The sequence below is a fragment of the Streptomyces sp. NBC_01288 genome (genome assembly GCF_035982055.1).
In the GTDB taxonomy this organism is placed as follows: domain Bacteria; phylum Actinomycetota; class Actinomycetes; order Streptomycetales; family Streptomycetaceae; genus Streptomyces.
This window is the reverse complement of record NZ_CP108427.1, coordinates 6368095-6392742: the sequence shown is the minus strand read 5'-3', so window position 1 is coordinate 6392742 and position 24648 is coordinate 6368095. Positions and strand designations below refer to the sequence as shown.

General features: G+C 69.7%; 26 protein-coding genes. 12 read left to right on the top strand and 14 right to left on the bottom strand.

Translation table 11 applies throughout. The features are described 5' to 3' along the window. Positions 1-83: 83 nt before the first annotated feature. Together OG194_RS28820 and clpS are read right to left on the bottom strand one after the other, a co-directional pair. Positions 84-689 (bottom strand): DUF2017 domain-containing protein, encoded by a 606-nt coding sequence (locus OG194_RS28820; RefSeq protein WP_327403688.1) that lies wholly within the window; start codon positions 687-689, stop codon positions 84-86. A gap of 12 nt (positions 690-701) precedes the next feature. Continuing rightward, the gene (gene clpS, locus OG194_RS28815) at positions 702-1019 is read right to left on the bottom strand and encodes an ATP-dependent Clp protease adapter ClpS (RefSeq protein ID WP_327403687.1); all 318 of its coding nucleotides are present in this window, start codon (positions 1017-1019) and stop codon (positions 702-704) included. A gap of 80 nt (positions 1020-1099) precedes the next feature. Between clpS and OG194_RS28810 the strand changes: the two genes are divergently transcribed. Both OG194_RS28810 and OG194_RS28805 read left to right on the top strand, forming a co-directional pair. Continuing rightward, the gene (locus tag OG194_RS28810) at positions 1100-2446 is read left to right on the top strand and encodes a nicotinate phosphoribosyltransferase (RefSeq protein WP_327403686.1); all 1347 of its coding nucleotides are present in this window, start codon (positions 1100-1102) and stop codon (positions 2444-2446) included. Between the two features lie 129 nt (positions 2447-2575). Further along, the gene (locus OG194_RS28805; protein WP_327403685.1) at positions 2576-3160 is read left to right on the top strand and encodes an isochorismatase family protein; all 585 of its coding nucleotides are present in this window, start codon (positions 2576-2578) and stop codon (positions 3158-3160) included. Here OG194_RS28805 and OG194_RS28800 read toward each other — a convergent pair. From OG194_RS28800 to OG194_RS28790, 3 genes are all read right to left on the bottom strand, one after another. Then, on the bottom strand, positions 3157-5397 hold the full coding sequence (locus OG194_RS28800) for an MMPL family transporter (RefSeq protein WP_327403684.1): 2241 nt from the start codon (positions 5395-5397) through the stop codon (positions 3157-3159). The two genes, OG194_RS28805 and OG194_RS28800, sit on opposite strands and share 4 nt — an antisense overlap. 302 nt (positions 5398-5699) lie before the next feature. After that, complete coding sequence (locus OG194_RS28795; protein ID WP_327403683.1) at positions 5700-6053, bottom strand: hypothetical protein; 354 nt, start codon at positions 6051-6053, stop codon at positions 5700-5702. 135 nt (positions 6054-6188) lie between these two features. After that, the gene (locus OG194_RS28790; RefSeq protein ID WP_327403682.1) at positions 6189-8531 is read right to left on the bottom strand and encodes an immune inhibitor A domain-containing protein; all 2343 of its coding nucleotides are present in this window, start codon (positions 8529-8531) and stop codon (positions 6189-6191) included. 434 nt (positions 8532-8965) lie between these two features. On the opposite strand from OG194_RS28790, the gene OG194_RS28785 reads away from it, so the two are divergent. Then, positions 8966-9292, top strand: a complete 327-nt coding sequence (locus OG194_RS28785) for a hypothetical protein (protein WP_327403681.1) — start codon at positions 8966-8968, stop codon at positions 9290-9292. 111 nt (positions 9293-9403) lie between these two features. On the opposite strand, the gene OG194_RS28780 is transcribed toward OG194_RS28785, so the two are convergent. Both OG194_RS28780 and OG194_RS28775 read right to left on the bottom strand, forming a co-directional pair. Then, a complete protein-coding gene (locus tag OG194_RS28780; RefSeq protein ID WP_327403680.1) occupies positions 9404-10054 on the bottom strand; it encodes an RDD family protein in 651 nt (216 codons plus the stop codon). Between the two features lie 89 nt (positions 10055-10143). Beyond that, positions 10144-11640 carry an RDD family protein gene (locus tag OG194_RS28775; protein WP_327403679.1) on the bottom strand — a complete coding sequence of 499 codons (1497 nt, stop codon included), beginning with the start codon at positions 11638-11640 and terminating at the stop codon, positions 10144-10146. Between the two features lie 265 nt (positions 11641-11905). Between OG194_RS28775 and OG194_RS28770 the strand changes: the two genes are divergently transcribed. Further along, entirely contained in the window at positions 11906-12379 is a 474-nt protein-coding gene (locus tag OG194_RS28770) for an SsgA family sporulation/cell division regulator (protein WP_033286035.1), read from the top strand. Positions 12380-12443: 64 nt separating this feature from the next. Here the strand turns inward: OG194_RS28770 and OG194_RS28765 are convergent, their stop codons facing one another. Then, positions 12444-13850 carry an FAD-binding oxidoreductase gene (locus OG194_RS28765; protein WP_327403678.1) on the bottom strand — a complete coding sequence of 469 codons (1407 nt, stop codon included), beginning with the start codon at positions 13848-13850 and terminating at the stop codon, positions 12444-12446. Between the two features lie 92 nt (positions 13851-13942). On the opposite strand from OG194_RS28765, the gene OG194_RS28760 reads away from it, so the two are divergent. Then, entirely contained in the window at positions 13943-15409 is a 1467-nt protein-coding gene (locus tag OG194_RS28760) for a tetratricopeptide repeat protein (protein ID WP_327403677.1), read from the top strand. 9 nt (positions 15410-15418) lie between these two features. Here OG194_RS28760 and nthA read toward each other — a convergent pair whose 3' ends face one another. Genes nthA through hppD form a run of 5 tightly spaced genes read right to left on the bottom strand, consistent with a single transcriptional unit; the run spans position 15419 to position 18641 of the window. Beyond that, on the bottom strand, positions 15419-16000 hold the full coding sequence (gene nthA, locus OG194_RS28755) for a nitrile hydratase subunit alpha (protein WP_327403676.1): 582 nt from the start codon (positions 15998-16000) through the stop codon (positions 15419-15421). Then, positions 15990-16286 (bottom strand): SH3-like domain-containing protein, encoded by a 297-nt coding sequence (locus OG194_RS28750; protein ID WP_327403675.1) that lies wholly within the window; start codon positions 16284-16286, stop codon positions 15990-15992. Before OG194_RS28750 ends, nthA begins: the two co-directional genes overlap by 11 nt. Beyond that, positions 16279-16569 carry a hypothetical protein gene (locus tag OG194_RS28745; protein WP_327403674.1) on the bottom strand — a complete coding sequence of 97 codons (291 nt, stop codon included), beginning with the start codon at positions 16567-16569 and terminating at the stop codon, positions 16279-16281. The genes OG194_RS28750 and OG194_RS28745 overlap by 8 nt, the downstream gene beginning before the upstream one ends. A gap of 27 nt (positions 16570-16596) precedes the next feature. Beyond that, positions 16597-17463 carry a phage baseplate protein gene (locus tag OG194_RS28740; protein ID WP_327403673.1) on the bottom strand — a complete coding sequence of 289 codons (867 nt, stop codon included), beginning with the start codon at positions 17461-17463 and terminating at the stop codon, positions 16597-16599. Positions 17464-17495: 32 nt separating this feature from the next. Continuing rightward, a complete protein-coding gene (gene hppD, locus OG194_RS28735; protein ID WP_327403672.1) occupies positions 17496-18641 on the bottom strand; it encodes a 4-hydroxyphenylpyruvate dioxygenase in 1146 nt (381 codons plus the stop codon). 126 nt (positions 18642-18767) lie between these two features. Between hppD and OG194_RS28730 the strand changes: the two genes are divergently transcribed. The 7 genes from OG194_RS28730 (at position 18768) to OG194_RS28700 (ending at position 23804) form a co-directional block, all read left to right on the top strand. Next, positions 18768-19259 carry an Lrp/AsnC family transcriptional regulator gene (locus OG194_RS28730; RefSeq protein ID WP_033286027.1) on the top strand — a complete coding sequence of 164 codons (492 nt, stop codon included), beginning with the start codon at positions 18768-18770 and terminating at the stop codon, positions 19257-19259. A gap of 12 nt (positions 19260-19271) precedes the next feature. Next, complete coding sequence (locus OG194_RS28725; RefSeq protein WP_327403671.1) at positions 19272-19919, top strand: ABC transporter permease; 648 nt, start codon at positions 19272-19274, stop codon at positions 19917-19919. Beyond that, entirely contained in the window at positions 19912-21186 is a 1275-nt protein-coding gene (locus tag OG194_RS28720) for a betaine/proline/choline family ABC transporter ATP-binding protein (protein WP_327403670.1), read from the top strand. The genes OG194_RS28725 and OG194_RS28720 overlap by 8 nt, the downstream gene beginning before the upstream one ends. After that, complete coding sequence (locus OG194_RS28715; RefSeq protein WP_442811643.1) at positions 21183-21989, top strand: ABC transporter permease; 807 nt, start codon at positions 21183-21185, stop codon at positions 21987-21989. The genes OG194_RS28720 and OG194_RS28715 overlap by 4 nt, the downstream gene beginning before the upstream one ends. Beyond that, the gene (locus OG194_RS28710) at positions 21986-22942 is read left to right on the top strand and encodes a glycine betaine ABC transporter substrate-binding protein (protein WP_327403669.1); all 957 of its coding nucleotides are present in this window, start codon (positions 21986-21988) and stop codon (positions 22940-22942) included. Before OG194_RS28715 ends, OG194_RS28710 begins: the two co-directional genes overlap by 4 nt. 81 nt (positions 22943-23023) lie before the next feature. After that, positions 23024-23596: a winged helix-turn-helix domain-containing protein gene (locus OG194_RS28705; RefSeq protein ID WP_327403668.1), complete on the top strand. Its 573-nt coding sequence runs from the start codon at positions 23024-23026 to the stop codon at positions 23594-23596. Between the two features lie 16 nt (positions 23597-23612). Next, positions 23613-23804, top strand: a complete 192-nt coding sequence (locus OG194_RS28700; protein ID WP_327403667.1) for a hypothetical protein — start codon at positions 23613-23615, stop codon at positions 23802-23804. Here the strand turns inward: OG194_RS28700 and OG194_RS28695 are convergent. Further along, a complete protein-coding gene (locus OG194_RS28695) occupies positions 23801-24595 on the bottom strand; it encodes a S16 family serine protease (protein WP_327403666.1) in 795 nt (264 codons plus the stop codon). The genes OG194_RS28700 and OG194_RS28695 overlap by 4 nt on opposite strands. Between the last annotated feature and the right edge of the window lie 53 nt (positions 24596-24648).

Here is a 24648-nt window from a genome sequence, read left to right as displayed (position 1 = left end):
CGGCCAGCATTCCTGGCCGTCGCGGTGACGTGATCGTTATCCGGATTTGAGGGTCCGCTGAGCGAACGGAACGGCTGCTCCGGTCAGCGCATCAGGGTGTTGACCAGCGTCTCCTGGAGGCCACCCAGCCAGAGGTACGCCATCACCATCGGCTTGCGCGGGTCCTCGTCCGGGAGCCGGTAGAGGTCGTCGGTGTCGTCCTCGTCGGTGATGTCGAGGCGTGAACCGATCGCCAGGCGCAGGTCGTTGAGCGAGCCGAGCCACTGCCGGGACTCCTCGGCGGTGAGCTTGAGGATCGCGCCGCCGTCGCCGCCTGGGGTCAGCGAGTCGAGGGTGCGGACCACCGCGAGGGCGTTCTCGCGCTTGCCGGCCCGCAGATCGTTCTCGGTGAAGCGGCGGAACTCGGCGGAGTGCGCCATCCGTTCCTCCGCGTCCTGCGGGGAGTCGGGGGCCTGCTCCGGGTCGGTGTAGGCGTCCGGGAACAGGCGCCGGAGCACCGGGTCGGCGGGCGGTTCGCTCGGGCCCTCGGCGAAGAGTTCGGCGAGCGGGTCGGCGGAGGCGTCCTCGCCCGGGCCGGGGCCGATCAGCTCCAGGAGCTGCACGGCCAGCGACCGGATGATGGAGATCTCGACGTCGTCGAGCGCGACGGCCGCGCCGCCGCCGGGGAGCGGTTCGAAGTGTCCTGGCATCGGGATGGGTCGCTACTTCCGGTCCTGCTGGAGGGTGGCCCACAGACCGTAGCCGTGCATCGCCTGCACGTCGCGTTCCATCTCCTCGCGGCTTCCGCTGGAGACGACGGCGCGGCCCTTGTGGTGGACGTCGAGCATGAGCTTGTGGGCCTTGTCCTTGGAGTAGCCGAAGTACGTCTGGAAGACGTACGCGACATAGCTCATGAGGTTGACCGGGTCGTTGTGCACGATCGTGACCCACGGGACGTCCGGCTCGGGTACGGCGAAAGCCTCCTCCGCCGACTCGGTCCGTTCGATCTCCAGGGGTGCGGGTGACGTCACACGGCCCATGCTGCCACCACAAGGGGGGCCCCGCACAAATGGACCCCACAAATCGTCAGAGTGACGAGATGGGAGTACGATCCGTTGCCATGAACACAGCGGACCTTGGGCTGCCGGTGGACGTTCCCTCGACGGCGCTCTTCACCGACCACTACGAGCTGACGATGTTGCAGGCCGCCCTCAAGGCGGGGACGGCCGACCGGCGTTCGGTCTTCGAGGTCTTCACCCGGAGGCTGCCCGAAGGGCGTCGCTACGGCGTCGTCGCGGGCACCGGACGCGTCCTGGACGCGGTGGAGAACTTCCGGTTCGACGCGGACGTCCTCGGCTTCCTGCGCGAGCGGGACGTCGTCAACGAGGAGACCCTGGAATGGCTCGCCGCCTACCGCTTCAGCGGTGACGTCTGGGGCTACCCGGAGGGCGAGGTGTACTTCCCGGGCTCGCCGATCATGCGGGTCGAGGGCTCGTTCGCCGAGTGCGTGCTCCTGGAGACGGTGATCCTCTCCATCCTCAACCACGACTCCGCGATCGCCGCCGCCGCCTCCCGCATGGCCTCCGCCGCGGGTGACCGCCCGCTGATCGAGATGGGCGCCCGCCGCACCCACGAACTCGCCGCGGTCGCCGCCTCCCGCGCCGCCTACGTCGGCGGCTTCGCCACCACGTCCGACCTCGCGGCCGGTTTCCGCTACGGCATCCCGACCGTCGGCACCTCCGCGCACGCCTTCACCCTGCTCCACGACAACGAACGCGACGCGTTCCAGGCCCAGGTGGACTCGCTGGGCCGCAACACCACGCTGCTCGTCGACACGTACGACGTGACCGAGGCCGTCCGTACGGCGGTCGAGGTCGCCGGGCCCGAACTGGGCGCCGTCCGCATCGACTCGGGCGACCTGCTGCTCGTCGCGCACCGGGTGCGGCAGCAGTTGGACGAGTTGGGCGCCGTCGACACGAAGATCGTGGTGACCTCCGACCTGGACGAGTACGCCATCGCCTCGCTGGCGGCGGCGCCGGTCGACGCGTACGGCGTCGGCACCCAGCTGGTGACCGGGTCCGGGCACCCGACCTGCTCGATGGTCTACAAGCTGGTCGCCCGCGCGGAGTCCGCCGACACGAAGGCGCCGCTGGTGCCGGTCGCGAAGAAGTCGAGCGGCGGCAAGACGTCGATCGGCGGGCGCAAGTGGGCGGCGCGGCGGGTCGACGACGACGGGGTCGCGGAGGCCGAGGTCATCGGCACCGGGCCGGTCCCGGCCGAACTGGCCGACCGGCAGCTGCTGGTGGAGCTGGTCAAGGGCGGCGAGGTCGTCGCGCGCGAACCCCTGGACGTCGTACGGGACCGGCATGCGGGAGCGCGGGGGAACCTGCCGCTGTCCGCGACCCAGTTGTCGCGCGGGGAGGCCGTGATTCCGACGGAGTACGTGCATCTGCGGTCGGGTAGTTAAGAACCGCCGATGAAGACCCCTGGTCGGGACCCGCTGGTTAAGACCCGTACGAAAATCAGGGGTACGCCCTCCCGTAGTGCCGCCGGAGTCTCTAGGCTCGAAGTTCACTCACCGTCGAAGGACACCACCATGCGCCGCGCCTTGATCGTCGTTGACGTGCAGAACGACTTCTGCGAGGGAGGCAGTCTCGCGGTGGCCGGCGGTGCGGATGTGGCCGCCGCGGTCACCGAGTTGATCGGGCAGGCACCGGCCGGGTACCGGCATGTCGTGGCCACCCGCGACCACCACATCGCGCCCGGCGGGCACTTCGCCGACAACCCCGACTACGCCCACTCCTGGCCCGCGCACTGTGTCGCGGGTACGGAGGGGGTCGGGTTCCACCCGAACTTCGCGCCCGCGGTTGCCTCCGGGGCGATCGACGCGGTGTTCGACAAGGGGGCGTATGCGGCGGCGTACAGCGGGTTCGAGGGGCGGGACGAGAACGGGGTTTCGCTTGGGGAGTGGTTGCGGGCGCGGGAGATCGATGAGGTGGATGTGGTCGGGATCGCCACGGATCACTGCGTGAAGGCGACCGCGTTGGACTCCGTGCGGGAAGGGTTTCGTACGCAGGTTTTGCTTGATCTGACGGCTGGGGTGGCGAAGGAGACGACTGACCGGGCGTTGGAGGAACTGCGTTCGGCGGGCGTGGAGTTGACCGGGAAGCCGGTCGTCTAGTGGTTCTTTGTCTGCGCGCCGGTGGGGGCTGGTCGCGCAGTTCCCCGCGCCCCTGAAGGGGCGCTCTCGCTCGCCGGGTGTTGGCGGCTCAGGCTCTCTCCCTCGATGTCTACGTTCGGGAGGAGGCGGTCCAGCCAACCCGGTAGCCAGGAGATGCGGTCGCCCAGGATGGCGAGGACGGCCGGGACGAAGGCCATGCGGACGATGAACGCGTCGAAGAGGACGGCTATCGCGAGGCCGAAGCCGATCATCTTGATCATGGAGTCGCCGGCGGTGATGAAGCCCGCGAAGACCGAGATCATGATGAGGGCGGCGGCCGTCACGACGCGGGCGCTGTAGCGGAACCCGGTCGCGATCGAGGCGTGGGCCGCGCTGCCGTGAACGTAGGCCTCGCGGATGCGGGAGACGAGGAAGACCTCGTAGTCCATGGCGAGGCCGAAGACGATGCCCACCAGGAAGATCGGCATCAGGCTCATGATCGGGCCGGTGGTCTCCACGCCCAACAGGCTTGCGCCCCAGCCCCATTGGAAGACCGCGACCACGCAGCCGAGGGCGGCGAGCACCGAGAGCAGGAAGCCGACAGCCGCCTTGATCGGGATCACTATCGAGCGGAACACCAGGAGCAGGAGCAGTACCGCCAGGCCCACGACCACGATCAGGTACGGGACCAGGGCACTGCTGACCTTCTGGGCGACGTCGATGTTGAGGGCGGTGGTGCCGGTGACCTCGAAGGTCGCGCCGGGGGCCGCCGATTCGATGGCGGGGCGGTCGTCGCGGATGGTGTGGACGAGGTCCACGGTCTTCTCGCTCGTGGGTGCCTCGGCGGGTACGGCGGTGAACAGGGCTGTGTTGCCAGTGGAGTTGAAGCGGACGGGCGTCACCGAGACCACGCCCGGTACCGCCGCGATCCGGCGCTCGACCGTGGCTGCGGCAGCCTTCGGGTGGGCGGAGTCGGTCACGTCCACTACGACCGTCAGCGGGCCGTTGAAGCCGGGACCGAACGCCTTGGCGAGGTCGTCGTAGGCGCGGCGTTCCGTGGTCGCGGTGGACTTGGCCTCGTCGCCGGACTGGCCCAGTTGCAGGCCCAGCACGGGGAGCGCGAGGACCACCAGGCCGGCGACCGTGCCGAACAGCACCGGCCAGGGGTGGCGCAGCACGAACCCGGCCCAGCGGCTGCCCATGTTGCCGGCCACGCCCTGGATACGGCGGCCGGTCGTCTTGTAGCGGCGGGAGAGGACGGCACGCGGCCAGAAGCCGAGCAGGGCCGGGACGAGGGTCAGTGCGATGAACACGGCGAGGGCGACCGCGGCGGCCGCGCACAGGCCCATCTTGGTGAGCAGTGGGATGCCTACGACCGAGAGGCCGGCGAGTGCGATCACGACGGTCAGACCGGCGAAGACGACCGCCGAACCGGCCGTGCCCACGGCCAGGCCCGCCGCTTCCTCGGTGGTGTGGCCGTTGGCGCGTTCCTCGCGGTAGCGGAAGACGACGAACACGGCGTAGTCGATGCCGCAGGCCAGGCCCAGCATCGTGGCGAGGGTGCCGGTCGTGTCGGAGAGGCCGAGGGTGCCGGCCAGGGTGGTGATCGCGGTCATCGAGATGGCGACGCCGAGGAGTGCGGTCAGCAGTGGGAGTCCGGCGGCGGCGAGCGATCCGAAGGTGATCAGCAGCACTACGGCGGCGATGCCGACGCCGATGACCTCGCCGACGCCGCCCGCGGCGGGCTCGGCGGCGAGCGCGGTGCCGCCGATCTCGACGGTGAGGCCGGAGGCGCGGGCCTGTTGCGCCGCGTTTCCGAGGTTGTTCTTGGCGGCGTCGGTGAGGTCGTTGGCCTGCACCGTGTACGTGATCGTCGAGTACGCGGTCGTCGCGTCCTTGCTGACCGCGCCGGCCTGGAAGGGGTTGACCGCGCCGGCGACCTGCGGTCCGCCGGAGACCTCGTCGACGAGCCGGACCACGGCGGCGCGATCCTTGCCGGTGGTGATCTTCCGCCCATCGGGTGCGACGAACACCACACGGGCCACGGCGCCGTCCGCCTGCGCTCCGGGGAAGCGTTCCTGGATCAGGTCGAAGGCGCGCTGGGACTCGACGCCCGGGGTGGAGAAGGTGGTGGCGGGGGCGTCGGCCGCCTTGCTGGAGGCGAAGCCGAGTGCCGCGAGGATCACGACCCAGAGGACGGTCACATACCAGCGCCGGCGAAAGGCCAGGCGCCCCAGGCGATACAGGACGGTAGCCACGAACGGGCCTCCGCAGCGGTCTAGGGTGCCCCGAGCCATCCCAGGATGGGGTCGATCGGGCTCGTCCGCCTGTCGGGGGTCGTGCGTCGTCCGCGGGCCCGGTGGGGGCCGGTCGCGCGGTTCCCCGCGCCCCTTAAGGCAGCCCCTTCGGGGCGTGCCGCCGCGGGGCTGTATCGATGTGCGGCTCCGCCGCGTGGGCGCGCTCAGCCCCCACCGGGCCCGCAGCCAAGGCACCGCCCCTCAAGGGGCGCGGGGAACTGCGCGACCAGCCCCCACCGAGCCGCAGGCAAAACTCGACCCCGCTACGCCGAGGCCGCAGGCCTCCGTAGCAGCGCCCGGATCGGATGCCACAGCTCCTGTGCCCGCTCCGGACCCGGGATCACGACAGCGTTGTCAGGCGCCGGGGCCGTGCGCCATATCAGGCCGTCGGGGTGGTGCAGGACGGCCGTGATCTCGTCCGGGGTCGGCGGCTCCGCGTTGCCGCGCAGGTAGACGGCCCGCATCCCGAGGTTGCGGAGCCGGGTCAGAGCCCGGGCGCGGTTGCGTGCGTGGACGAGAACGCGGACGCAGCCGTCACCCTGGGCGCTGGGTCTGGGCAGGTTCAACGCCACCACCACGCTGCCGGTCGGCAGCCTGCAGAAACCTCCTGCGGACAATGCGGTCACACCCCCTGGCGGGTCGAGGTCGAAGTCGGTGTCAATAAGCCGAGCACAGGACGCACCTAAACACGGATCGGCGGCGACCCGCCAGGGGGTCACCGCCGATACGTTTCTGACCTGCGCTTTTACCGACTACTTCGCCGAAGGACCGACCTGGAGGCTCACCGTCGAGCCGTCGTGCGACTCCTTGGTGATCTTGATCCGGGTGTTGGTGTCAGTGATCTTGACACCGGCCGTCGGGTTCGACGTGTCGTAGTAGGTCGACCTGCCGTCGTCGAAGACCGGCACGCCCGGCTGCGACTTGATCTTGGTGGAGACGTCCGCGCTGTGCAGCGTCATCGAGTCCGTGCGGTCCAGGCCGAACGGCGAGTCGTACGCCTGCACGCGGTTGCGCATCAGGGTGCCGTCGGACCACTTCAGCTGCGTCGGGTGGGAGTCGATCGGCAGGATCAGACCCTCACCGGCGTGCTCGCTGGTGTTGTCGTCCGCCTGCGAGGTGTCCCACTTCCAGATCAACAGGCCGTTCTGGTAGGCGTAGTGCTCCACCCAGTCCGGACGGGTCGTCGAGAAGCCGAAGTTGTACGGGCCGACCTTCAACACCTTGTCGTACGACACGTATTGACGGTTCTCGGCGATGTAGTACTGCGCGTAGTCGTCCGTGAAGGACGAGCCGATGCGGGTGAAGCCCTTGGCCGTCCACGCGGGGTCGGCGCTCTCGGCGTTGTCGGAGAAGAGGGCGGTGCCGTCGGCGGTCACGGTGATCTCGTCGGCCGTGAAGCCCTTCTGCGCCACCCCGCTGTCCGTCTGGTAGCGGAAGCGGACGTCGATCTTCTGGCCCGCGTAGGCGTCCAGCGGGTACGTCAGCTTCTGGTACGCGGCCGCCGTGCCGGTGAGGGCCGGGTTGCCGCTGCCGTCACGCGGGATGGCGGAGCCGTCGGCGAGGGTGCCGTCGATCGGGGTCCAGCTCGTGCCGCCGTTGGTGGACACCTCGGTGTAGAGGTAGTCGTAGTCGGCCTCGGCGTCGTACCAGCCGTCCAGGGTGAGCGCGGCGGACGTCTTGCCCGTCAAGTCCACTGTCCGGGAAAGGGTGTTGCTCAGGCTGTTGCCGCTGCCGCTCCACCACTGGGTGGCGCCCTGTGCCGGGGCGATGACGTCGGTGGTGACCGCCTTCTCGGGCAACTGCACCACGAGCGCTTGGGCGTTCTTGGTGTTGTACTCCGCGACGCCCAGCGTGTGCTTCGACTTGGTGCCGGCCTTGGCGATGTCGTAGTCCAGCCAGCCCAGTTGGAGCTTGTCCCAGGCGTTCATGTCGCCGGGCAGGTCGCCGATGGCCTCCTTGCCGGTGCCGAGCCAGGAGCCGGACGACATCAGCGTCCAGAAGCCGGTGGAGTTCTCGCCGCCCGCGGTGTCGTACTCGTCGGGCAGGCCGAGGTCGTGGCCGTACTCGTGGGCGTAGACGCCGAGTCCGCCGTTCTCCGGCTGGATGGTGTAGTCGCCGACCCAGACGCCGGTGTCGCCGACCTGGGTGCCGCCGAGCCTGTTGGTGTCCGGGCCTGTGGAGCCGGCGTCGGTGCCGAAGGCGTACCAGCGGTGGGCCCAGATCGCGTCCTCGCCCTGCGCGCCGCCGCCGGCCGACTCGTCCTCACCGGCGTGCACGATCTGGAAGTGGTCGATGTAGCCGTCGGGCTCGTTGAAGTTGCCGTCGCCGTCGTAGTCGTAGCGGTCCCACTGGTCGAACTGGGCCAGCTCCGTCTTGATCTCGGCGGCCGTGTCACCCGCGGCCTCGCGCTGGGCGACCCAGGCGTTGACGCCGTCCTGCACCGCGTACCAGGCGCCGGTGGAGGCCTTGTTGGAGCCGTAACGGGCCTCGTTGTAGGGGACCTTGACCCAGTCGGTGACCTCGCCGTCGACCGAGTAGCGGCCCGAGGACTGCTTCTCGTAGTACTTCTTGAGCGACTCGGTCTTCTTGCCGGTGCCGAAGTACAGGTCCTGGAAGTGCGCCTGGTTGTAATCCGCCTGCCAGGCCGTCGAGTTGTCCTTCGCCCGGTCGGGCGCGGCTATCTGGTTGTGCAGCGGGCCGACGGTGCCGCCGTAGCGGCTGTCGACCTGGTCGCCGAACTCGACCAGGATCGTGAAGATCTTGTCGGTCTTCTCCCGGCTCAGCTCGACGTACTTGCTCTTGCCGCCCTTGCTCTTGAGCTGGACGACCTTCGAGCCGTTGCGGTCCTTGACCGAGGCCTTGCCGGCTATGACCTCGTTCAGGGCCTCCTGTCGCTGCGCGTCCTGCGTCTTGCTCAGCGGGCCGTCGAGGTCGTGCTCCTTCTGTGCGACCGGTGCCGGGTCGTGCCGGTCGACAGTGGTGGCCTTGGCCGAGGTGTTGGCCTCCGCCACGGCGAACGTCGAGAACGTGGCGGTGGCCGCCGCGAGGGCGACGCCCACCGCGGCCGCTCTGAACGTCCAGGGTCTGCTGGTCACTTGAGGTCCTCCCCTGCGCACACTCGACCGCGCGGAAGGGGGGGTCCTGGAGTCATGGAGGTCCGCGCGCGGTGAACGCGTGATAGTCAAGTGACGTTATTTGACTAGAGGTTTACGGGAAAAGACAGACCTTGACTTGAGCAGGACAAGTGCACTATGCGAAGCCGGGGTCCGCTTTACGGACGCGCGCGGCCGACTCGTGGACCACTCAACAGGCGCGTGCATCCGTCCACTTGGTGGACGGTATGACTCCGTGCGCCCCCCATGCTCCGGAGCTGTGGGTTAGGTCATGCTTACTGCACGTTCCACTCGGGCATGCAGGCGAATAGAGTCGATTGGCGGAACGCCCGGAACCGGCGGAAAGCCAGGCCGACATCCTTGTCGCACCCCCCTTTCACAGCTCCCCTCCATCGCCTAACGAGGACTCGATTGCCATGCCTCGTCCGACCGCCGCACAGCTCGCCTACGGTTCGTTCACCGTGATCTTCTCGACGCTCGCCATGCTGCTGCTGTCACAGACGAACTCGGGTCTGGGCATCGCCGTCATCGCCTGCGCGGCACTCGCCCTCGGGGTGCTCGTCTCCCTGACGGTGCCGCAGCCGAAGACCCGTACCCGGACAGTGGCCCAGGCCGCCCCCCAGACCGCGGCTCCGGCCGTTCCGCAGCGGCAGCGCGTGCCGGTGTCGGTACGGCGGGAGACCGTGTCCGCCGCCGCGTCGTCCGCGTCCGCGGAGCCGGTACGGGAGCGGAGCACTCCCTAGACCAAGCACAAGCCCAAGCTCGACCTCAAGCTCGACTACGCGAATCGGCGGGCCCGTTGACCACGGACCCGCCGATCGCTGTGTGCGCTCCGGGTGTTGACCCCGGTCACGTCAACGCGTGCTGACCACCACGGTCTTGGCGGCCTTGTCGTGCAGGCCCTGCTTGTACGGCTTGTCGAAGAAGCTCCAACCGCCGCAGATCGCCGTCCAGATGCAGGCGCAGCAGAACGCGAACGGGATCCACAGCACCGCCGCGCGGATCAGGTTGGTCTGCACGGACGGCGTCGACCCGTTGTCGAGGTTGGCCACGCGCAGGCCCAGCCACTTCTTGCCCAGCGTCTGACCGGACTTGGCCATCATCACGGTGTCGTAGCCGATGTAGAGCACGGCCGCGATGAGCGACTGGCCGAGCGACTTGGCGTACGACGCGCCGTTGGAGCCGACGTCGTACTCGTGGACGCCGAAGGCCCAGGTGACCAGCCAGACGATGATGCCGACGAGGATCAGGTCGATGATCCGGGCGAGCGTGCGGCGGCCGCTGTCGGCGAGCGGGGGCATGCCGGCGAGGGGGTCGGTGGGGTAGGAGCCGCCGCCGTAGGGATCGCCGCCACCGCCACCGTCGTACGGAGGAGGCTGCGGAGGCTGGTTCCCGTAGGACTGGTCGTACGGTGAGCCCGATCCCTGGCCAGGAGGGGGCTGCTTCCTGAACGGGTCGTCTTCCGGCGGCTGCTGGCCGGAGCCCGGAGGCGGTTCGGTGCTCATGCGCCGAGTCGACCGCGAACCGTCCGCCTCCGCATCCGGCGAGGGGCCGTCCGGGGTACGGAATCAGGTACCCCGGATGCCGTACTCCCCTATGCCGCCACGAACGTATGTGCTGCCTTGTCGTGCCAGCACTGGTGCCAGGGCCGGTCGAACAGGCACCAGGCGACGCCGACGATCCCGATGCCGAGCAGCCCCGGGACGCTGTAGACGAGCCAGCGGCGCAGCGCCCCGCCGAAGCCGGGCGGCTCGTGGCTCTCGATCCCGCGGACCTCGATACCGCAGAGCTTCTTGCCCAGGGTGCGGCCCCACTTGGCGGTCGGCAACGCCTCGTAGAGGACGCCGAAGAGGAGGAGGACGGCGAGGACGATGCCCAGGTAGGCGGCCGTGGTGCCGTCCAGCAGCCAGACCGTCTCGGTACGGCCGGAGAGCTTGGCCGCGTCGATCTTCTCGTCGAGGTGGTCGGCCGCCTTGGTGCCCAGCGGTACGGCGGCGACGGCGGTGACCGCGCCGAGCACGACGGTGTCGATCAGCCGCGCGACCAGCCGCTTGCCGAGCCCCGCGGGCCGCGCCTCCGACTGCCGCCGCGCCGCCGCCTGGAACACGTCCTCCACAGGCGGCTTCCAGGGCGCTACGGGCCCCTCCTCGTCCCCCGCCAGCCGGTGCACCTGCTGCGCCCAGGAGGGCTGCCCGCCACCGGGTCCGGCGGCCATGGGCGTACCCACGGCGGCGCCCTGGGGCTGCGCCGGGCCGGACTGCTGAGGGACACCGGGGGCGGCCTGCTGGGGTCCGGAGAGGGCCGTGGAGGCGGAGGCGGGCGCGGCGGAGGCGGCTGCCCCGGAGCCGGTACCCGCCTGGCCCGCCTGGGCCTGCGCGGCACGGGCGGCGGCCGCCTTTCCGGCACCGAAGCCGGGGCCGGAGGGGTCGCTGGAGGGGGTGTTCCCGCCGGGGCTGTCGGGCCCGAACGCACCGCCGGCGGAGCCGGTCCCCACAGGCCCCTGCACACCGGAACCACCGGCGTCGACCCCGGCCGCGGAGCCGGACCGTGCCGAACCCTGCGAGTCATAGCCGCCGCCCGCACCGGACCCGGCCGAGCCCTGCCCGCCGAAGGCGCCCCCGCCCTGCGCCCCCGGCGCCCCGCCCTGTTGAGGCGTGCGCGGGGCCGGGCGGCGGAAAGTGGTCGTGCCCTCGTCGGCGGGCGGGGTCGACGGCGCCGGGATGTCCGCGGGCACTCTCGGGTCCGCGGGCGTTCTCGGGTCCGGGGAGCCCCAGGAGACGCGGCGGTCCTGGTCGCCGCCGAAGCCGCTCTGGTGGGCGCGGTCCGCGCCCCACGCGGCGGCCGGTTCGGGGCGACTGCCGTGCTGGGCGTCGGCCGGGCTCACCGGGTCCTCGTCGAAGAAGTGCGGCCCGGTCTCCTCCACGGACGCACCCGGCGCGCCCGGTGACAGGCCGTCCGACGGTGCCGGGCGGCTGGTGCCGGGCACCCAGGCCGCGCCGTTCCAGTACCGGACATAGCCAGGAATGGACGGGTCCGGGTAGTACCCCTCGCGGGGCCTGTCGTCACCGGGTGCCGGGGTTGGGGCGCTCATGTCCGTCGTCCCATATCTGCTCGGAGGTCAAATGGGGGTGTCCACATCTATCAGACCCGTGCGACCACCACTGCCCGTCCCGCCGGACCCACCCCTTTCCGGGCAACCTCGTGCACGGAGTCCACACGCCCCGAAGCCCCGCGAAGCCTTCGTGACGCCGTGCGGAAAAAAAGTTTCCCGAACTCGCGTAATGCTTCGGCCCGCACGCCCTCTCCACTCGTACGGGCCCACCGCGGGGCCCGGTCAGCGAGAGGAGACACACGTCATGCACACAGTCGTAGAGCGGGAGTTGGAGCTCAAACTCATCCTGTCGCCGGAGCGCAGCATTCCGGTCCCGGCCCGGCTGAGCTACCGCACCGACGACCCGTACGCCGTCCACATCTCCTTCCACATCAACTCCGAGCACCCCGTGCACTGGACGTTCGCCCGCGAACTCCTCGTCGAGGGCGTGTTCCGGCCATGTGGGCACGGGGACGTGCGGGTGTGGCCGACGAAGGTGGAGCGGCGCAGTGTCGTCCTGATGGCGCTGAGTTCACCCGACGGGGACGCCCTGCTGGAGGCTCCGGCGGCGCAGGTGTCGGCGTGGCTGGAGCGCACCCTGCGGGTGGTCCCTCCGGGCTCTGAGGCCGAGCAGCTCGGCATCGACGCCGGCCTGGCCGAGCTGCTCGCCCCGACCCCGGCCGACGACCTGTGGCTGCGCGACCCGTGGCCGTCGGACGAGTCGCGGGACGGGGAGTGAGTTCAGAAAGTGTGTCACTCTCGGCGAAAGTGTCACACTTTTCTGGGATAGGTGTCCTCCGCCCTCAGAACAGCTTGCCGGGATTGAGGATCCCCAGCGGGTCGAAGGTCGCCTTGACCGCCCGCTGCATCTCGACGCCCACCGGGCCGAGTTCGCGGGCCAGCCACTCCTTCTTCAGGACGCCGACGCCGTGTTCGCCGGTGATGGTGCCGCCGAGTGCGAGGCCGAGGGCCATGATCTCGTCGAAGGACTCGCGGGCGCGCCGGGACTCGTCGGCGTCCTGCGCGTCGAAGCAGACGGTGGGGTGCGTGTTGCCGTCACCGGCGTGCGCGCAGACGCCGATGGTCAGCCGGTACTTCTCACCGATCCGTTCCACCCCTTCGAGCATCTCGCCGAGCCGCGACCGGGGCACGCACACGTCGTCGATCATCGTCGTGCCCTTGACCGCCTCCAGCGCCGTGAGCGACAACCGCCGCGCCTGGAGCAGCAGTTCGGACTCGGCAGCGTCCTCGGCGGGCACGACCTGCGTGGCTCCGGCCGCCTCGCACAGGGCTCCTACGGCGGCCAGGTCGGCGGCCGGATCCAGCGTGTCGAAGGCGGCGAGCAGCAACGCCTCGGTGCTCTCGGGCAGTCCCATGTGGGCCAGGTCGTTGACGGCCTTGACGGTCGTACGGTCCATCAGTTCGAGGAGGGACGGCACGTGCCCGCCCGCCATGATCCGGCAGACGGCGTCGCAAGCGGCCGCCGCGGACCCGAACTCGGCCGCCAGTACGAGCTGTTGGGGCGGCTGCGGCCTCAGCGCCAGGGTCGCCTTGACGACGATCCCGAGCGAGCCCTCCGAGCCGACGAACAGCCGGGTCAGGTCGTACCCGGCGACGCCCTTGGCCGTACGCCGGCCGGTGCTCATCAGCCGCCCGTCGGCGAGGACGACGTCCAGGCCGAGGACGTACTCGGCCGTCACCCCGTACTTCACGCAGCACAGCCCGCCGGACGCGGTGCCGATGTTGCCGCCGATCGTGCACATCTCCCAACTGGAGGGATCCGGCGGGTAGTAGAGGCCGTGCTCGTTGACCGCGCGGGAGAGCGTCGCGTTGATGACGCCGGGCTCGACGACCGCGATGCGGTCGACCGGGCTGATCTCCAGGATGCGGTCCATCTTGACGAGGGACAGCACGACGCAGCCCTCGGACGCGTTGGCCGCGCCCGACAGGCCCGTGCGGGCGCCCTGCGGGACGACCGGGAGGCGCAGTTCGGTGGCCACGCGCATGACGTGCTGGACCTGTTCGACCGTGCGCGGCAGCACGACGACGGCGGGGGTGCCGGACGGGCAGAAGCTCGCCATGTCGTTGGCGTACGAGTCCGTGACGTCCGGGTCGGTCAGGACGGCCTCGGCGGGCAGCCCGGCCAGCAGCCGGTCGACAAGGGTCCCGGTGTCCTGGTCGCGAGGCGCTTCGATACGGCTCATGATCACAGCGTCGCACTCGCGGCCATCGGTGTGAACCCCGTCCGCGCGTGGCTTTGGGTGCCGGGATGTGGTCGTCGTACTGACGCAGAGTGAGCGCCATGGAGAACGAACAGCGGGGCCCCGGTACTTCCCTGGTGGCGGAGGCGCCCCGGCGCCGCTCCCCCGTTCCGCGCCGGGTGCTGATCGCGACGGTCGCCGGGTGTGCCGTGGTCGGCGGGCTGCTGTGGCTGCTGCCCGAGGAGCCGCGTCCGGCGCCGCGGCCCGCGCCGGGACCCAAGGCGCAGGCGCTGAGCGCGGTCACCGCGGGGGTGCCGGCCGCGCTGCCCGACCTGGCCGCGCTGATCGGCGACCGCGAGACGCGGGTACGGGTCCATCCGCGGGACGCCCGGTCGTGGGCGGTGCTCGGCTCGGCCTATGTGGAGCAGGGGCGGCGGACCGGGGACACCCTGTACTACCCGAAGGCCGAGGAGGCCCTCCGCACCTCGCTGAAGGTCCGCGCGAAGGGCAACGACGCGAGCGCCGTCGCGATGGACGGCCTGGCGGCCCTCGCGAACGAACGGCGCGACTTCCGCGCGGCGCGCACCTGGGGCGAGGCCGCGGTGAAGGCGGCGCCGAGGCGGTGGACGACGTATCCGCTGCTGATCGACGCCTACACCGGCCTCGGCGACTACAAGGCGACCCACCGCACCCTCGAAAAGCTGCTGGAGCTGCACACCGGACCCGCCGTCATGGCCCGTGCCGCCGCCGTCTACCGCGACCGCGGCTGGCGCGAGGACGCCGCCGCCCAGCTCGCCGACGCGGCGGCGAAAGCCACCGCCCCGGCGGAGCAGGCCGCCTGGTTGCAGCGCGCCGGGGAGCTGGCCTGGGAACGCGGGGACCGCGAGGTCGCGCTACGGCACTTCGAGGCGGCCGTACGGCTCGACCCGGACCAGCGGGAGGCGCTCGCCGGTGAGGGCCGTGCGCTCGCGGCGCTGGGCCGCACCTCGGAGGCCCTGAACTCCTACCAGGTCGCCCTCGCCAAGCAGCCGACCCCGCAATACGCCCTGGAACTCGGCGAGTTGTACGAGTCGCTGGGACTCACGCAGGCCGCCCGCGTGCAGTACGACACCCTGCGCGCCCTCGCCGCCAAGGACGCGGCGGCCGGGGTCGACGACGAGTTGGTCCTCGGTGCCTTCGAGGCGGACCACGGCGACGCCCAGGACGCCGTACGCCGGCTGCGGGCCGAGTGGACCCGCCAGCCGGGGATCCCGGTGGCCGACGCGCTCGGGTGGGCGCTGCACCGGGCCGGGCAGGACGAGGAGGCGCTGAAGTTCGCGTCGGCGGCGACGGACAAGGTGCACGGGGGCGGGGTGCGGGACGCGCTGTACGCGTTCCACCGGGGCATGATCGAGAAGGAGTTGGAGAAGTTCGCGTCCGCGCGCCGCCATCTCCAGGAGGCGTTGCAGATCAACCCGTACTTCTCGCCGCTGCGGGTGCCGTTGGCGCAGGCGGCCTTGGCGACGATGGGCGAGCCGTCCGACGAGCCACTCCCCACGGACAAGGAGCCGCAGGAGAAGACGAGTTGAGCCGCCGCCTCACACCGCTGCCGTGCCGATGAGCGCGTTGCGGGTGACCAGCGCGGCCAGTTCGTCCTCGGTCAGCGACTCCGTGCCTTCGGGCCTGAGCGGAAGCACCATGTAGCGGGTCTCCGCGCTGGAGTCCCACACGGTGATGTCCGTGGTCGTAGGCAGCTGGAGCCCGAACTCGGCGAGTACGGACCGGGGTTCGCGGACCACGCGGGAGCGGTAGGCCTCCGACTTGTACCAGCCCGGGGACGGGCCCAGCAGCGGGAGCGGGTAGCAGGAGCAGAGGGTGCAGACGATGACGTTGTGGGTCGCGTCCGTGTTCGCGACGACCCGCAGCCGCTGGAACGAGCCGTCCATGAAGCCGAGTTCCCGCACGGCGGCCGTGCCGTCCGTCAACAGCCTTGCCCTGTACGCCTCGTCGGTCCAGGCGCGGGCCACCACCCGTGCCCCGTTCGCCGGTGACGCGCCCGCGAGGAACGCGTCGAGCACCTCGTCGACCGCCCCGGCCGTGACGACCCCCTTCTCCTCCAGCAGGGTCTCAAGTCGCCGCACCCGCCGGGAGATCGAGGCGTCCTCGTGGTCACCGCTCATCGTCACGTTCCTCTTCGCACGCTTCCAAGTAGCTTTCCCACAGATCGAGTACGACGTGATGGTCGCCCTCGCCCCACAGGTCCCGGGCCGCGAACCGCACCGCGTACACCTGCTCCACCGGCGCGTCCCCGGTCCCCCGCGCACTGACGTCGGCCAGCTCCGCGCGCCCTTCCGGCTCCACGACGACACCGGACCTGCCGCGTGCGTAACGGGGCAGGCGGGTGTGGTGCGGCGGGTCGTGGCGGAAGGTCCGGACGCGGGTGCCGGGCGGGAAGCGGTCAGGCATCCGGCTCCCCCAACTCACCTGGTTCGATCACGCCCTTGCGTTCCAGCAGCGTGGTGATCGCGGTGAACCAGCGCTCGTAGTACGGCATCGAGAGGTACGCGGCGGGCGGGATCGCCTCGATCGCGTCCCGGAACTCGTTGGTGTTGAAGATGCCCTGCGCGCGCAGGGCGTTGAACAGCCCGACGACCCGCGCCTCCCAGTCGGCGTGGAAGGGCTCGGGGTCGTCGGTGGTGTCGATGGCACCGAACCCCTGGGTGCCGCCCACGTCGTTGATCCTGGCCATGAGGGCAGCGTACGGCCCTGTCCGCGGCTACGGCTTGTGGCAGAGGGAGAACTTCCGTGCCCCCGCCTCCCCGGACGCGAACCCGATGCACAGACGGGTGCTGGGCTTCGTGCGGACGGCGAGGCCCTCCGGTTCGCGGTAGGTGAGGTTGTAACCGGCCTCCGTGCGGGACCGCTGGACCAGTTCGCCGGTGCGGATGTCGAGGCAGGAGACGTAGGTGTTGCCGTGTTTCGCGGGCGGGTTGGTGGTGGAGTTGTAGGCGGAGCCCGCGAGTTGGTAGAGGTGGTCGCCGTCGAGCGCGTAGCCCTGGAACGGGATCGACGGGTCCGGGTGGGCGCCGGTCTGGGCTATGTCGGCCAGCGGAGTGGCGTAGTCGCGGGCCACGAAGGCGTCCAAGTCCCAGACGCGGTACCGGGGTTGGTTGGCGATGCGGTAGCGGATCGCTATGCGCTTCGAGGTCATGCAGACCGTGGGCTGGTTGTTGGTGGAGTTCGCGATCGGCTTGCGGACCGCCACGTCGGCGGAGGTGCGGGTGGCGCCGTTCGCGAAGTGGAAGCGGGTGACGGCCTGGCCGTAGGCACCGCCCGAACCGGCCTTCGCGGCGGCCTCGGTCCAGATCCACACATCGCCGTCGGAGGTGTTCTGCACACCCATGCTGACGCCGTGCCCGAAGCCCTGGAGGTGCATGTGGCCGAGCGCCTTGCCCGTGTAGTCGAGCTGGTTGAGACAGAGGTTGCCGGCGTCGGCGCCGCCCGTTCTCAACTGGAGGACGTACAGGCGCTGGTGGACCTCGTCGAGGGCGAACGACTGGAGGACCGTGGGCTCGTGCAGGGTGCCCTTCTGCCACAGCCAGCGTGCCGCCGGTGCGGACAGATCGATCGGCGCGACGGCCACGGTCCTCCCAAGTCCCTTGCGGGACCCGTGCGTTACAGGTTGCCCCGCTTCTCCTGCTCCCGCTCGATCGCCTCGAACAGCGCCTTGAAGTTGCCCTTGCCGAAGCCCATCGAGCCGTGTCGCTCGATGAGTTCGAAGAACACCGTAGGCCGGTCCTGGACCGGCTTGGTGAAGATCTGGAGAAGGTATCCGTCCTCGTCGCGGTCGGCGAGGATCTTCAGCTCGCGCAGGGTGTCGACGGGGACGCGGGTGTCGCCGACCCACTCGCCGAGGGTGTCGTAGTAGGAGTCGGGGGTGTCGAGGAACTTCACTCCGGCCGCGCGCATCGTCCGTACGGTCTGCACGATGTCGTTGGTGTTGAGCGCGATGTGCTGGACGCCCGCGCCGCCGTAGAACTCCAGGTACTCGTCGATCTGCGACTTCTTCTTCGCGACGGCGGGCTCGTTGATCGGGAACTTGACCTTGAGCGTGCCGTCGGCGACGACCTTCGACATCAGCGCGCTGTACTCGGTCGCGATGTCGTCGCCCACGAACTCCTTCATGTTCGTGAAGCCCATGACCTTGTTGTAGAAGCCGACCCACTCGTTCATGTGGCCGAGTTCGACGTTGCCGACGCAGTGGTCGATCGCCTGGAAGGTGCGATGGGCGGGGGCCGCGACGAGCGGTTCGGCGGGGGCGAAGCCGGGGAGGTACGGGCCGTCGTAGCCGGTGCGCTCGACGAGGGTGTGGCGGGTCTCGCCGTAGGTGGCGATCGCGGCGAGGACGACCGAGCCGTTCTCGTCCTTCAGCTCGTACGGCTCGGCGAGCGAACGGGCGCCGTGCTCGACGGCGTAGGCGTACGCGGCGCGCGCGTCCGGCACCTCGATGGCGAGGTCGACGACACCGTCGCCGTGCTCGGCCACGTGCCGGGTGAGGAACTCGCCCCAGGGGGTGGCGGGCTTGATGACGGAGGTGAACACGAAGCGGGCGGAGCCGTTGGTGAGCACGTACGAGGCGGTCTCGCGGCTGCCGTTCTCCGGACCGGAGTAGGCGACCAGCGTCATGCCGAAGGCCGTGGAGTAGTAGTGCGCCGCCTGCTTGGCATTGCCCACGGCGAAGACGACCGCGTCCATCCCCTTCACCGGGAAGGGGTCGGCCTGCCGGGCGGTGTCGGGGGTGTGGTGAGTGGTCTGCGTCATGTCCGCAGACTCCCCCTCCCCGGCAAGGTGCGCAATAGTTTGCGTATTGGCTGGGCATTCTGTTCAGTGCTACGACCGTTTCGGCGGGCTTTCTGTACAGGATGACCATCCTCGGAGGCGGACACCATGGGCATCGATCAGCTCGACGGACGGATCATCGTGCTGTTGGCCGAGGAACCGCGGATCGGGGTGCTGGAGATGTCCCGGCGACTCGGAGTGGCCCGGGGGACGGTGCAGGCGCGGCTGGACCGGCTTCAGTCGAATGGAGTCATCCGGGGATTCGGCCCGCAGGTCGATCCGGCGGCGCTCGGCTATCCGGTCACGGCGTTCGCGACGCTGGAGATCCGACAGGGGCAAGGCCCGGACGTGCGGGCGCACTTGGCGACCGTCCCGGAAGTCCTCGAACTGCACACCACCACCGGCAGCGGGGACATGCTGTGCCGGCTCGTGGCCCGGTCGAACGCCGATCTCCAGCGGGTCATCGACCGGGTTGTCGGTTTTGATGGCATTGTCCGGGCCGCCACCGCCATCGTCATGGAGAACCCCGTTCCGCTGCGGATCATCCCGCTGGTGAAACAGGCGGCGGAAGACCCGGAAGGGACGACCTGGCCGACGTAGGGGTGTGGGCATGTGAGCTTCTGGGAGTACTTGGGCAACCGGCACCAGCAGCTGCTCACCGACGCCTACCAGCACGCCAGCGCGGTCTTCCAGTGCATGGTCGTGGCCACGCTGATCGGTGTGGTGATCGGGGTCGTCACCTATCGGAGCGAGTGGGCGGGCAACCTCGCCACCACCGCCACGTCGACCATTCTGACCATTCCGTCGCTCGCCATGATCGGTCTGCTCATTCCGATCGTCGGTCTTGGCGTTCCGCCCACAGTGATCGCATTGACCTTGTACGGCCTGCTGCCGATCGTCCGTAACTCGATCGTGGGCCTGCGCGGGGTCGACCCGTCCCTCGTGGACGCGGCGAAGGGCATCGGGATGTCCCGGCCGGCGCGGCTCCTGCGGGTCGAACTGCCGTTGGCCTGGCCGCCGATCCTCACCGGTATCCGGGTCTCCACGCAGATGCTGATGGGCATCGCGGCCATCGCGGCGTACGCCTCCGGGCCCGGCCTCGGCAACGAGATCTTCCGCGGGATCGGGTCGCTGGGCAGCAAGAACGCCCTCAACCAGGTGCTCGCGGGCACGCTCGGGATCATCGTCCTGGCGCTGCTGTTCGACGCCGCGTACGTCCTTCTCGGACGGCTGACCATTCCCAGGGGGATCCGTGCCTGAGCCATCCGCGTCCGAGCGATCCGCGACCGAGCCGGCGACCGCGACCTCCGGTGCCTCCATCGAGCTGGAGAACCTGACCAAGCGGTATCCGGGCAGCGCCGACCCGGCCGTCGAGAGCGTCAACATGGAGATCAAGGCGGGTGAGTTGGTCGTCTTCGTCGGGCCGTCCGGCTGCGGGAAGTCCACCACGCTCAAGATGATCAACCGGCTGATCGAACCGACCGGTGGCCGGATTCGCATCGGCGGCGAGGACGTCACCGACATCGACCCGGTGAAGCTGCGCCGCAAGGTCGGCTACGCGATCCAGTCGAGCGGTCTCTTCCCGCACATGACCGTCGCCCAGAACATCGCGCTGGTCCCGAAGATGATCGGCTGGTCCAAGTCCCGGATCAGGAACCGGGTGGAGGAGATGCTCGACCTGGTCGGCCTTGACGCCGGCGAGTTCCAGGGCCGCTATCCGCGCCAGCTCTCCGGCGGGCAGCAGCAACGCGTCGGCGTGGCACGGGCGTTGGCGGCGGATCCGCCGGTGCTGCTGATGGACGAGCCGTTCGGCGCGGTCGACCCGATCACCCGCGATCACCTCCAGGACGAGCTGATCAGGCTCCAGCACGAACTGCACAAGACGATCGTCTTCGTCACGCACGACTTCGACGAGGCGATCAAACTGGGCGACCGGATCGCGGTGTTGCGCGAACGCTCGCACATCGCGCAGTTCGACACCCCGGAGGCGATCCTCACCAACCCGGCGGACGACTTCGTGTCCGGTTTCGTGGGCGCCGGGGCGGCCCTGAAGCGGCTGAACCTGACCCGCGTACGGGACGTGGAGATCACCGACTATCCGACGGTGACCGTCGACGACCCGCTCCAGAACATCTTCGACAAGCTCCGGGACAGCGGCACCAACGAGATCCTCCTCCTCGACAAGCGCGGCCGGCCCTACAAGTGGCTGCGGCGCGGCGACATGATGCGCGCCAAGGGCTCGCTGGCCCGGGCGGGCACACTGGTCAGCGACACGGTGACGCGGGACGCGACGCTCCGGGACGCGCTGGAGGCGGTGCTCACGGACAACGCGGGGCGGGTCGCGGTCACCGGACGGCGCGGGGAGTACACCGGCGTCGTCGACATGGAGACGCTGATGAACTCCGTGCACGAACTCCTGGAGGCCGACCGGCTGGAGGCGATGGAGGGCCGGCACGAGCTGGAGGAGGCCCGGGCCCTCCAGACGCACGCCGAGCAGGAAGGCGCCGGCGGGGAGGAGAAGGCGTGACCACTCCCGAGCTGGACGAGGAGACCGAGGCCGAGGCGGTGGTGCCGCCTACGACTCCCCCGAAACGCCGGATCACCTGGCAGAAGCTGACCTTCCTGCCCGCCGCCCTGGTGGCGATCCTGCTGGCGACCTGGCTGTGGTTCAACCAGGCCCACCTGGACGCCATTTCGGAGAACGCGCTCTCCAACGGCCAGGTCAGCAAGGCCCTTTGGCAGCACGTCCAACTCACCGTGATCTCCACGTTCTTCGTGCTGATCATCGCGATCCCGCTGGGCATCCTGCTGACCCGGGCGGCGTTCCGGAAGGCCGCCCCGGTGGCGATGACCTTCGCCAACATGGGCCAAGCGACCCCGGCGATCGGCCTGTTGGCCCTGCTGGTGATCTGGCTCGGCACCGGCGAGAAGGCGGCCCTGATCGGCATCATCATCTACGCCGTCCTGCCGGTCCTGTCCAACACCATCGCGGGCCTGAAGGCCAACGACCCGACCCTGCTGGAGGCGGCCCGAGGCATCGGCATGTCCCAACTCGGCGTCCTGGCAAAGGTGGAACTCCCGCTCGCCGTCCCGCTGATCCTGGCCGGTGTCCGAACCGCCCTGGTCCTCAACGTCGGTACGGCGACCCTGGCGACCTTCGGCGGGGGCGGCGGCCTGGGTGTCCTGATCACCACCGGCATCACCACCCAGCGGATGCCGGTCCTGGTGCTCGGCTCGATCCTCACGGTCAGTCTCGCCCTGCTGGTCGACTGGCTGGCCTCCCTGGCCGAACTCCTGTTGCGGCCAAGGGGATTGGAGGCGGGCTCATGAGGCGCACCTGTCTGCTGCTGGCCGGGACCCTGGTCGTCGTCTCCGGTTGCGGGCTGACCAGCGGCTCCCCGATGGTCGACGACGTCAGCCCCGGCACGGTCGGGCGGGGCGAACCCCTGAAGGGAGCCCATCTCACCGTCACCTCGAAGGAGTTCACCGAGCAGCTGGTCCTCGGCGCGATGATGGGTATCGCCTTCGAGGCGGCCGGCGCGGACGTCCTCGACCGGACCGGCATCCAGGGTTCGATCGGAGCGCGGGAGGCCGTCAAGTCCGGTGACGCGGACGGGATGTATGAGTACACAGGCACCGCGTGGATCACCTACCTCGGCAACAGCAAGCCGATCACCGATCCGCTGAAGCAGTGGCAGGCGGTGCGGGACGCGGACCTGAAGAACGGCATCACCTGGCTGCCGCCGTCGGCCCTGAACAACACCTACGCCCTCGCGATGAACCAGGCCAACTTCAAGAAGTACGGCACGAAGACGCTGTCCGAGGTGGCCGCGCTGGCGAAGAAGGACCCGGGCGCGGTGACGGTGTGTGTGGAGAGCGAGTTCGCCAACCGCGCGGACGGGCTGCCGGGCATGGAGAAGGCGTACGGGATGAACCTCCCCGCGAAGAACATCACGCAGATGGACACCGGGATCATCTACACCCAGGTGAAGAAGGGGAGTTGCACGTACGGCGAGGTCTTCACCACCGACGGCCGCATCAAGTCGATGAACCTCGCGGTGATGGCCGACGACAAGAAGTTCTTCCCCAACTACAACGCGGCGCCCGAGATCAACACGAAGGCGTTGAAGAAGTGGCCGGCGATCGCGAGGGTCCTGGACCCGGTGACGAAGAAGCTGAACAACACGGTGGCGCGGACGCTGAACGCGAAGGTGGATGTCGACGGGGAGGATCCGCATCAGGTGGCGTTGGACTGGATGAAGGCGGAGGGGTTGGTCAAGTAGGGCTCGTGGGGGGCGAGTTCCAAAGGATCGGTTGCAAAGAACCCGTTGCAACTGGTCCTTTGCAACGCTATCTTTGTACTCATGTACGAGCCGGAACCGTCCAAGTACCGCAATCTCGACGCCCGTTCGCTGCGCGGGATCGCCCATCCACTGCGGATGCAGTTGCTGAACGCGCTGCGACGGTACGGACCGGCCACCGCGTCGATGCTCGCCGAGCGGCTGGGCGAGTCCAGCGGAGCGACCAGCTACCACCTCCGCCAGCTGGCCACGCACGGGTTCGTCGAAGACGCCCCGGAGCGCGGCAAGGGGCGGGAGCGCTGGTGGCAGGCCGTTGAGCAGGGCATCGGCTTCGACGAGAACCTGCTCATCGACGCCGACCCGGCGGTGCGTGGCGCGGCCGACACGTTCCTGCACGAGGTGGCGACCACCCACGCCCGTGAACTGTCGACCTGGGTCGGCACCCGCGAGGACTGGCTGCCCAAGTGGTCCCACTCGACCGACATGAGCGACTGGACCGTGCGGCTGACACCCGAGCGCACCCGTGAACTCGTCGGAAAAATGCACGAGTTGCTCGAAAGCTATGCGGACGAGACCGCGCCCGAAGCAGAACAGGTGCGCTTCCACCTGCACGCCTTCCCGACCGAATCAGAGTGAGACGAGGCAGACCCCGATGCACCCGGAAACCCACCTCCAGCTACACCACACCCGCGCCGCCGAACTCCAGGCCGAGGCCGCGGCCCACCGCCTCGCCGCCCAGGCCAGGCACCCCCGCGAACTCCGTACCCGCCTCGGCTGGACCCTCGTAGAACTGGGCCTTCGCCTGGCCGCCACGCCCAACGGCACCCATCCCGCCGTCGCCTAACAGCCCGGCACGGACCCCTTACCCGTCTCCAGCGCCTCCAGGGCGGACACCGCGCCCTTCAGCGAGGTCACCGCGACCAGCCGTAGCCCCTTGGGCAGTTCGGACTTGGCGTCCGAGCACTCGGCCTTCGGGACCAGGAACACCGTCGCACCGTCACGTCGCGCGGCCTGGGTCTTGAGGGCCACTCCCCCGACCGCGCCGACCGTACCGTCGGTGCCGATCGTCCCCGTACCGGCGATGGTGCGACCACCCGTCAAGTCAGCGCCGCTGCCGTCGCCGTTCAGCTTGTCGATGATGCCCAGGGTGAACAGCAGGCCCGCGCTGGGGCCGCCGACGTCCGCCAGCGTGAGGGTGACCTTGACCTTCTTGTCGCTGAGGTTCAGGTAGTTCAGCGCGGCGGTGGTCGCGTCGTCCTGCGACTCCTGCATCTGCTCGGTGTTGTGCTGCTCGATCTCCTTGACGCTGTTGCCGCTCGGGTAGACCGAGTCACGCGGCATGACCGCTCGATCGGTACGGAACCAGCTGTCGATCACATCGCTCAACGACACACGTTGATCGGGCCCGGTCGCTTCGATCGTCGTCATGCGCAACTGACCGCTCGTCGTGCGCACCGGCGCCCCGGAGATCGTGATCACCGGGGTGCCCTTGTTCTCGCCGAGCACGTTCGCGGTCAGACCGGGCTGCGCCAGCGAGAACGGCAGCGGCGCGAAGCCCGCCGTGGCGAGCAGTGCCACGACGGGCAGGGCGCAGACGGCTACGGCCTGGGGGCGCGTGAGGCGAGAGAGGAGCACGGGATCAATCTAACGCGACGGCCACTTTCGGCCGGGCGCCGGTCACCCCCTGC

What these genes read in the sequence shown, in the direction of transcription:
- OG194_RS28700 (WP_327403667.1), top strand. Translation starts at nt 23,613, where the DNA reads ATGCACCCGGAAACCCACCTCCAGCTACACCACACCCGCGCCGCCGAA.
- OG194_RS28705 (WP_327403668.1), top strand. Translation starts at nt 23,024, where the DNA reads ATGTACGAGCCGGAACCGTCCAAGTACCGCAATCTCGACGCCCGTTCG.
- OG194_RS28785 (WP_327403681.1), top strand. Translation starts at nt 8,966, where the DNA reads ATGCCTCGTCCGACCGCCGCACAGCTCGCCTACGGTTCGTTCACCGTG.
- OG194_RS28820 (WP_327403688.1), bottom strand. Translation starts at nt 689, where the DNA reads ATGCCAGGACACTTCGAACCGCTCCCCGGCGGCGGCGCGGCCGTCGCG.
- OG194_RS28745 (WP_327403674.1), bottom strand. Translation starts at nt 16,569, where the DNA reads ATGGCCAGGATCAACGACGTGGGCGGCACCCAGGGGTTCGGTGCCATC.
- clpS (WP_327403687.1), bottom strand. Translation starts at nt 1,019, where the DNA reads ATGGGCCGTGTGACGTCACCCGCACCCCTGGAGATCGAACGGACCGAG.
- OG194_RS28810 (WP_327403686.1), top strand. Translation starts at nt 1,100, where the DNA reads ATGAACACAGCGGACCTTGGGCTGCCGGTGGACGTTCCCTCGACGGCG.
- OG194_RS28750 (WP_327403675.1), bottom strand. Translation starts at nt 16,286, where the DNA reads ATGCCTGACCGCTTCCCGCCCGGCACCCGCGTCCGGACCTTCCGCCAC.
- OG194_RS28775 (WP_327403679.1), bottom strand. Translation starts at nt 11,640, where the DNA reads ATGAGCGCCCCAACCCCGGCACCCGGTGACGACAGGCCCCGCGAGGGG.
- OG194_RS28770 (WP_033286035.1), top strand. Translation starts at nt 11,906, where the DNA reads ATGCACACAGTCGTAGAGCGGGAGTTGGAGCTCAAACTCATCCTGTCG.
- OG194_RS28710 (WP_327403669.1), top strand. Translation starts at nt 21,986, where the DNA reads ATGAGGCGCACCTGTCTGCTGCTGGCCGGGACCCTGGTCGTCGTCTCC.
- hppD (WP_327403672.1), bottom strand. Translation starts at nt 18,641, where the DNA reads ATGACGCAGACCACTCACCACACCCCCGACACCGCCCGGCAGGCCGAC.
- OG194_RS28780 (WP_327403680.1), bottom strand. Translation starts at nt 10,054, where the DNA reads ATGAGCACCGAACCGCCTCCGGGCTCCGGCCAGCAGCCGCCGGAAGAC.
- nthA (WP_327403676.1), bottom strand. Translation starts at nt 16,000, where the DNA reads ATGAGCGGTGACCACGAGGACGCCTCGATCTCCCGGCGGGTGCGGCGA.
- OG194_RS28805 (WP_327403685.1), top strand. Translation starts at nt 2,576, where the DNA reads ATGCGCCGCGCCTTGATCGTCGTTGACGTGCAGAACGACTTCTGCGAG.
- OG194_RS28730 (WP_033286027.1), top strand. Translation starts at nt 18,768, where the DNA reads ATGGGCATCGATCAGCTCGACGGACGGATCATCGTGCTGTTGGCCGAG.
- OG194_RS28760 (WP_327403677.1), top strand. Translation starts at nt 13,943, where the DNA reads ATGGAGAACGAACAGCGGGGCCCCGGTACTTCCCTGGTGGCGGAGGCG.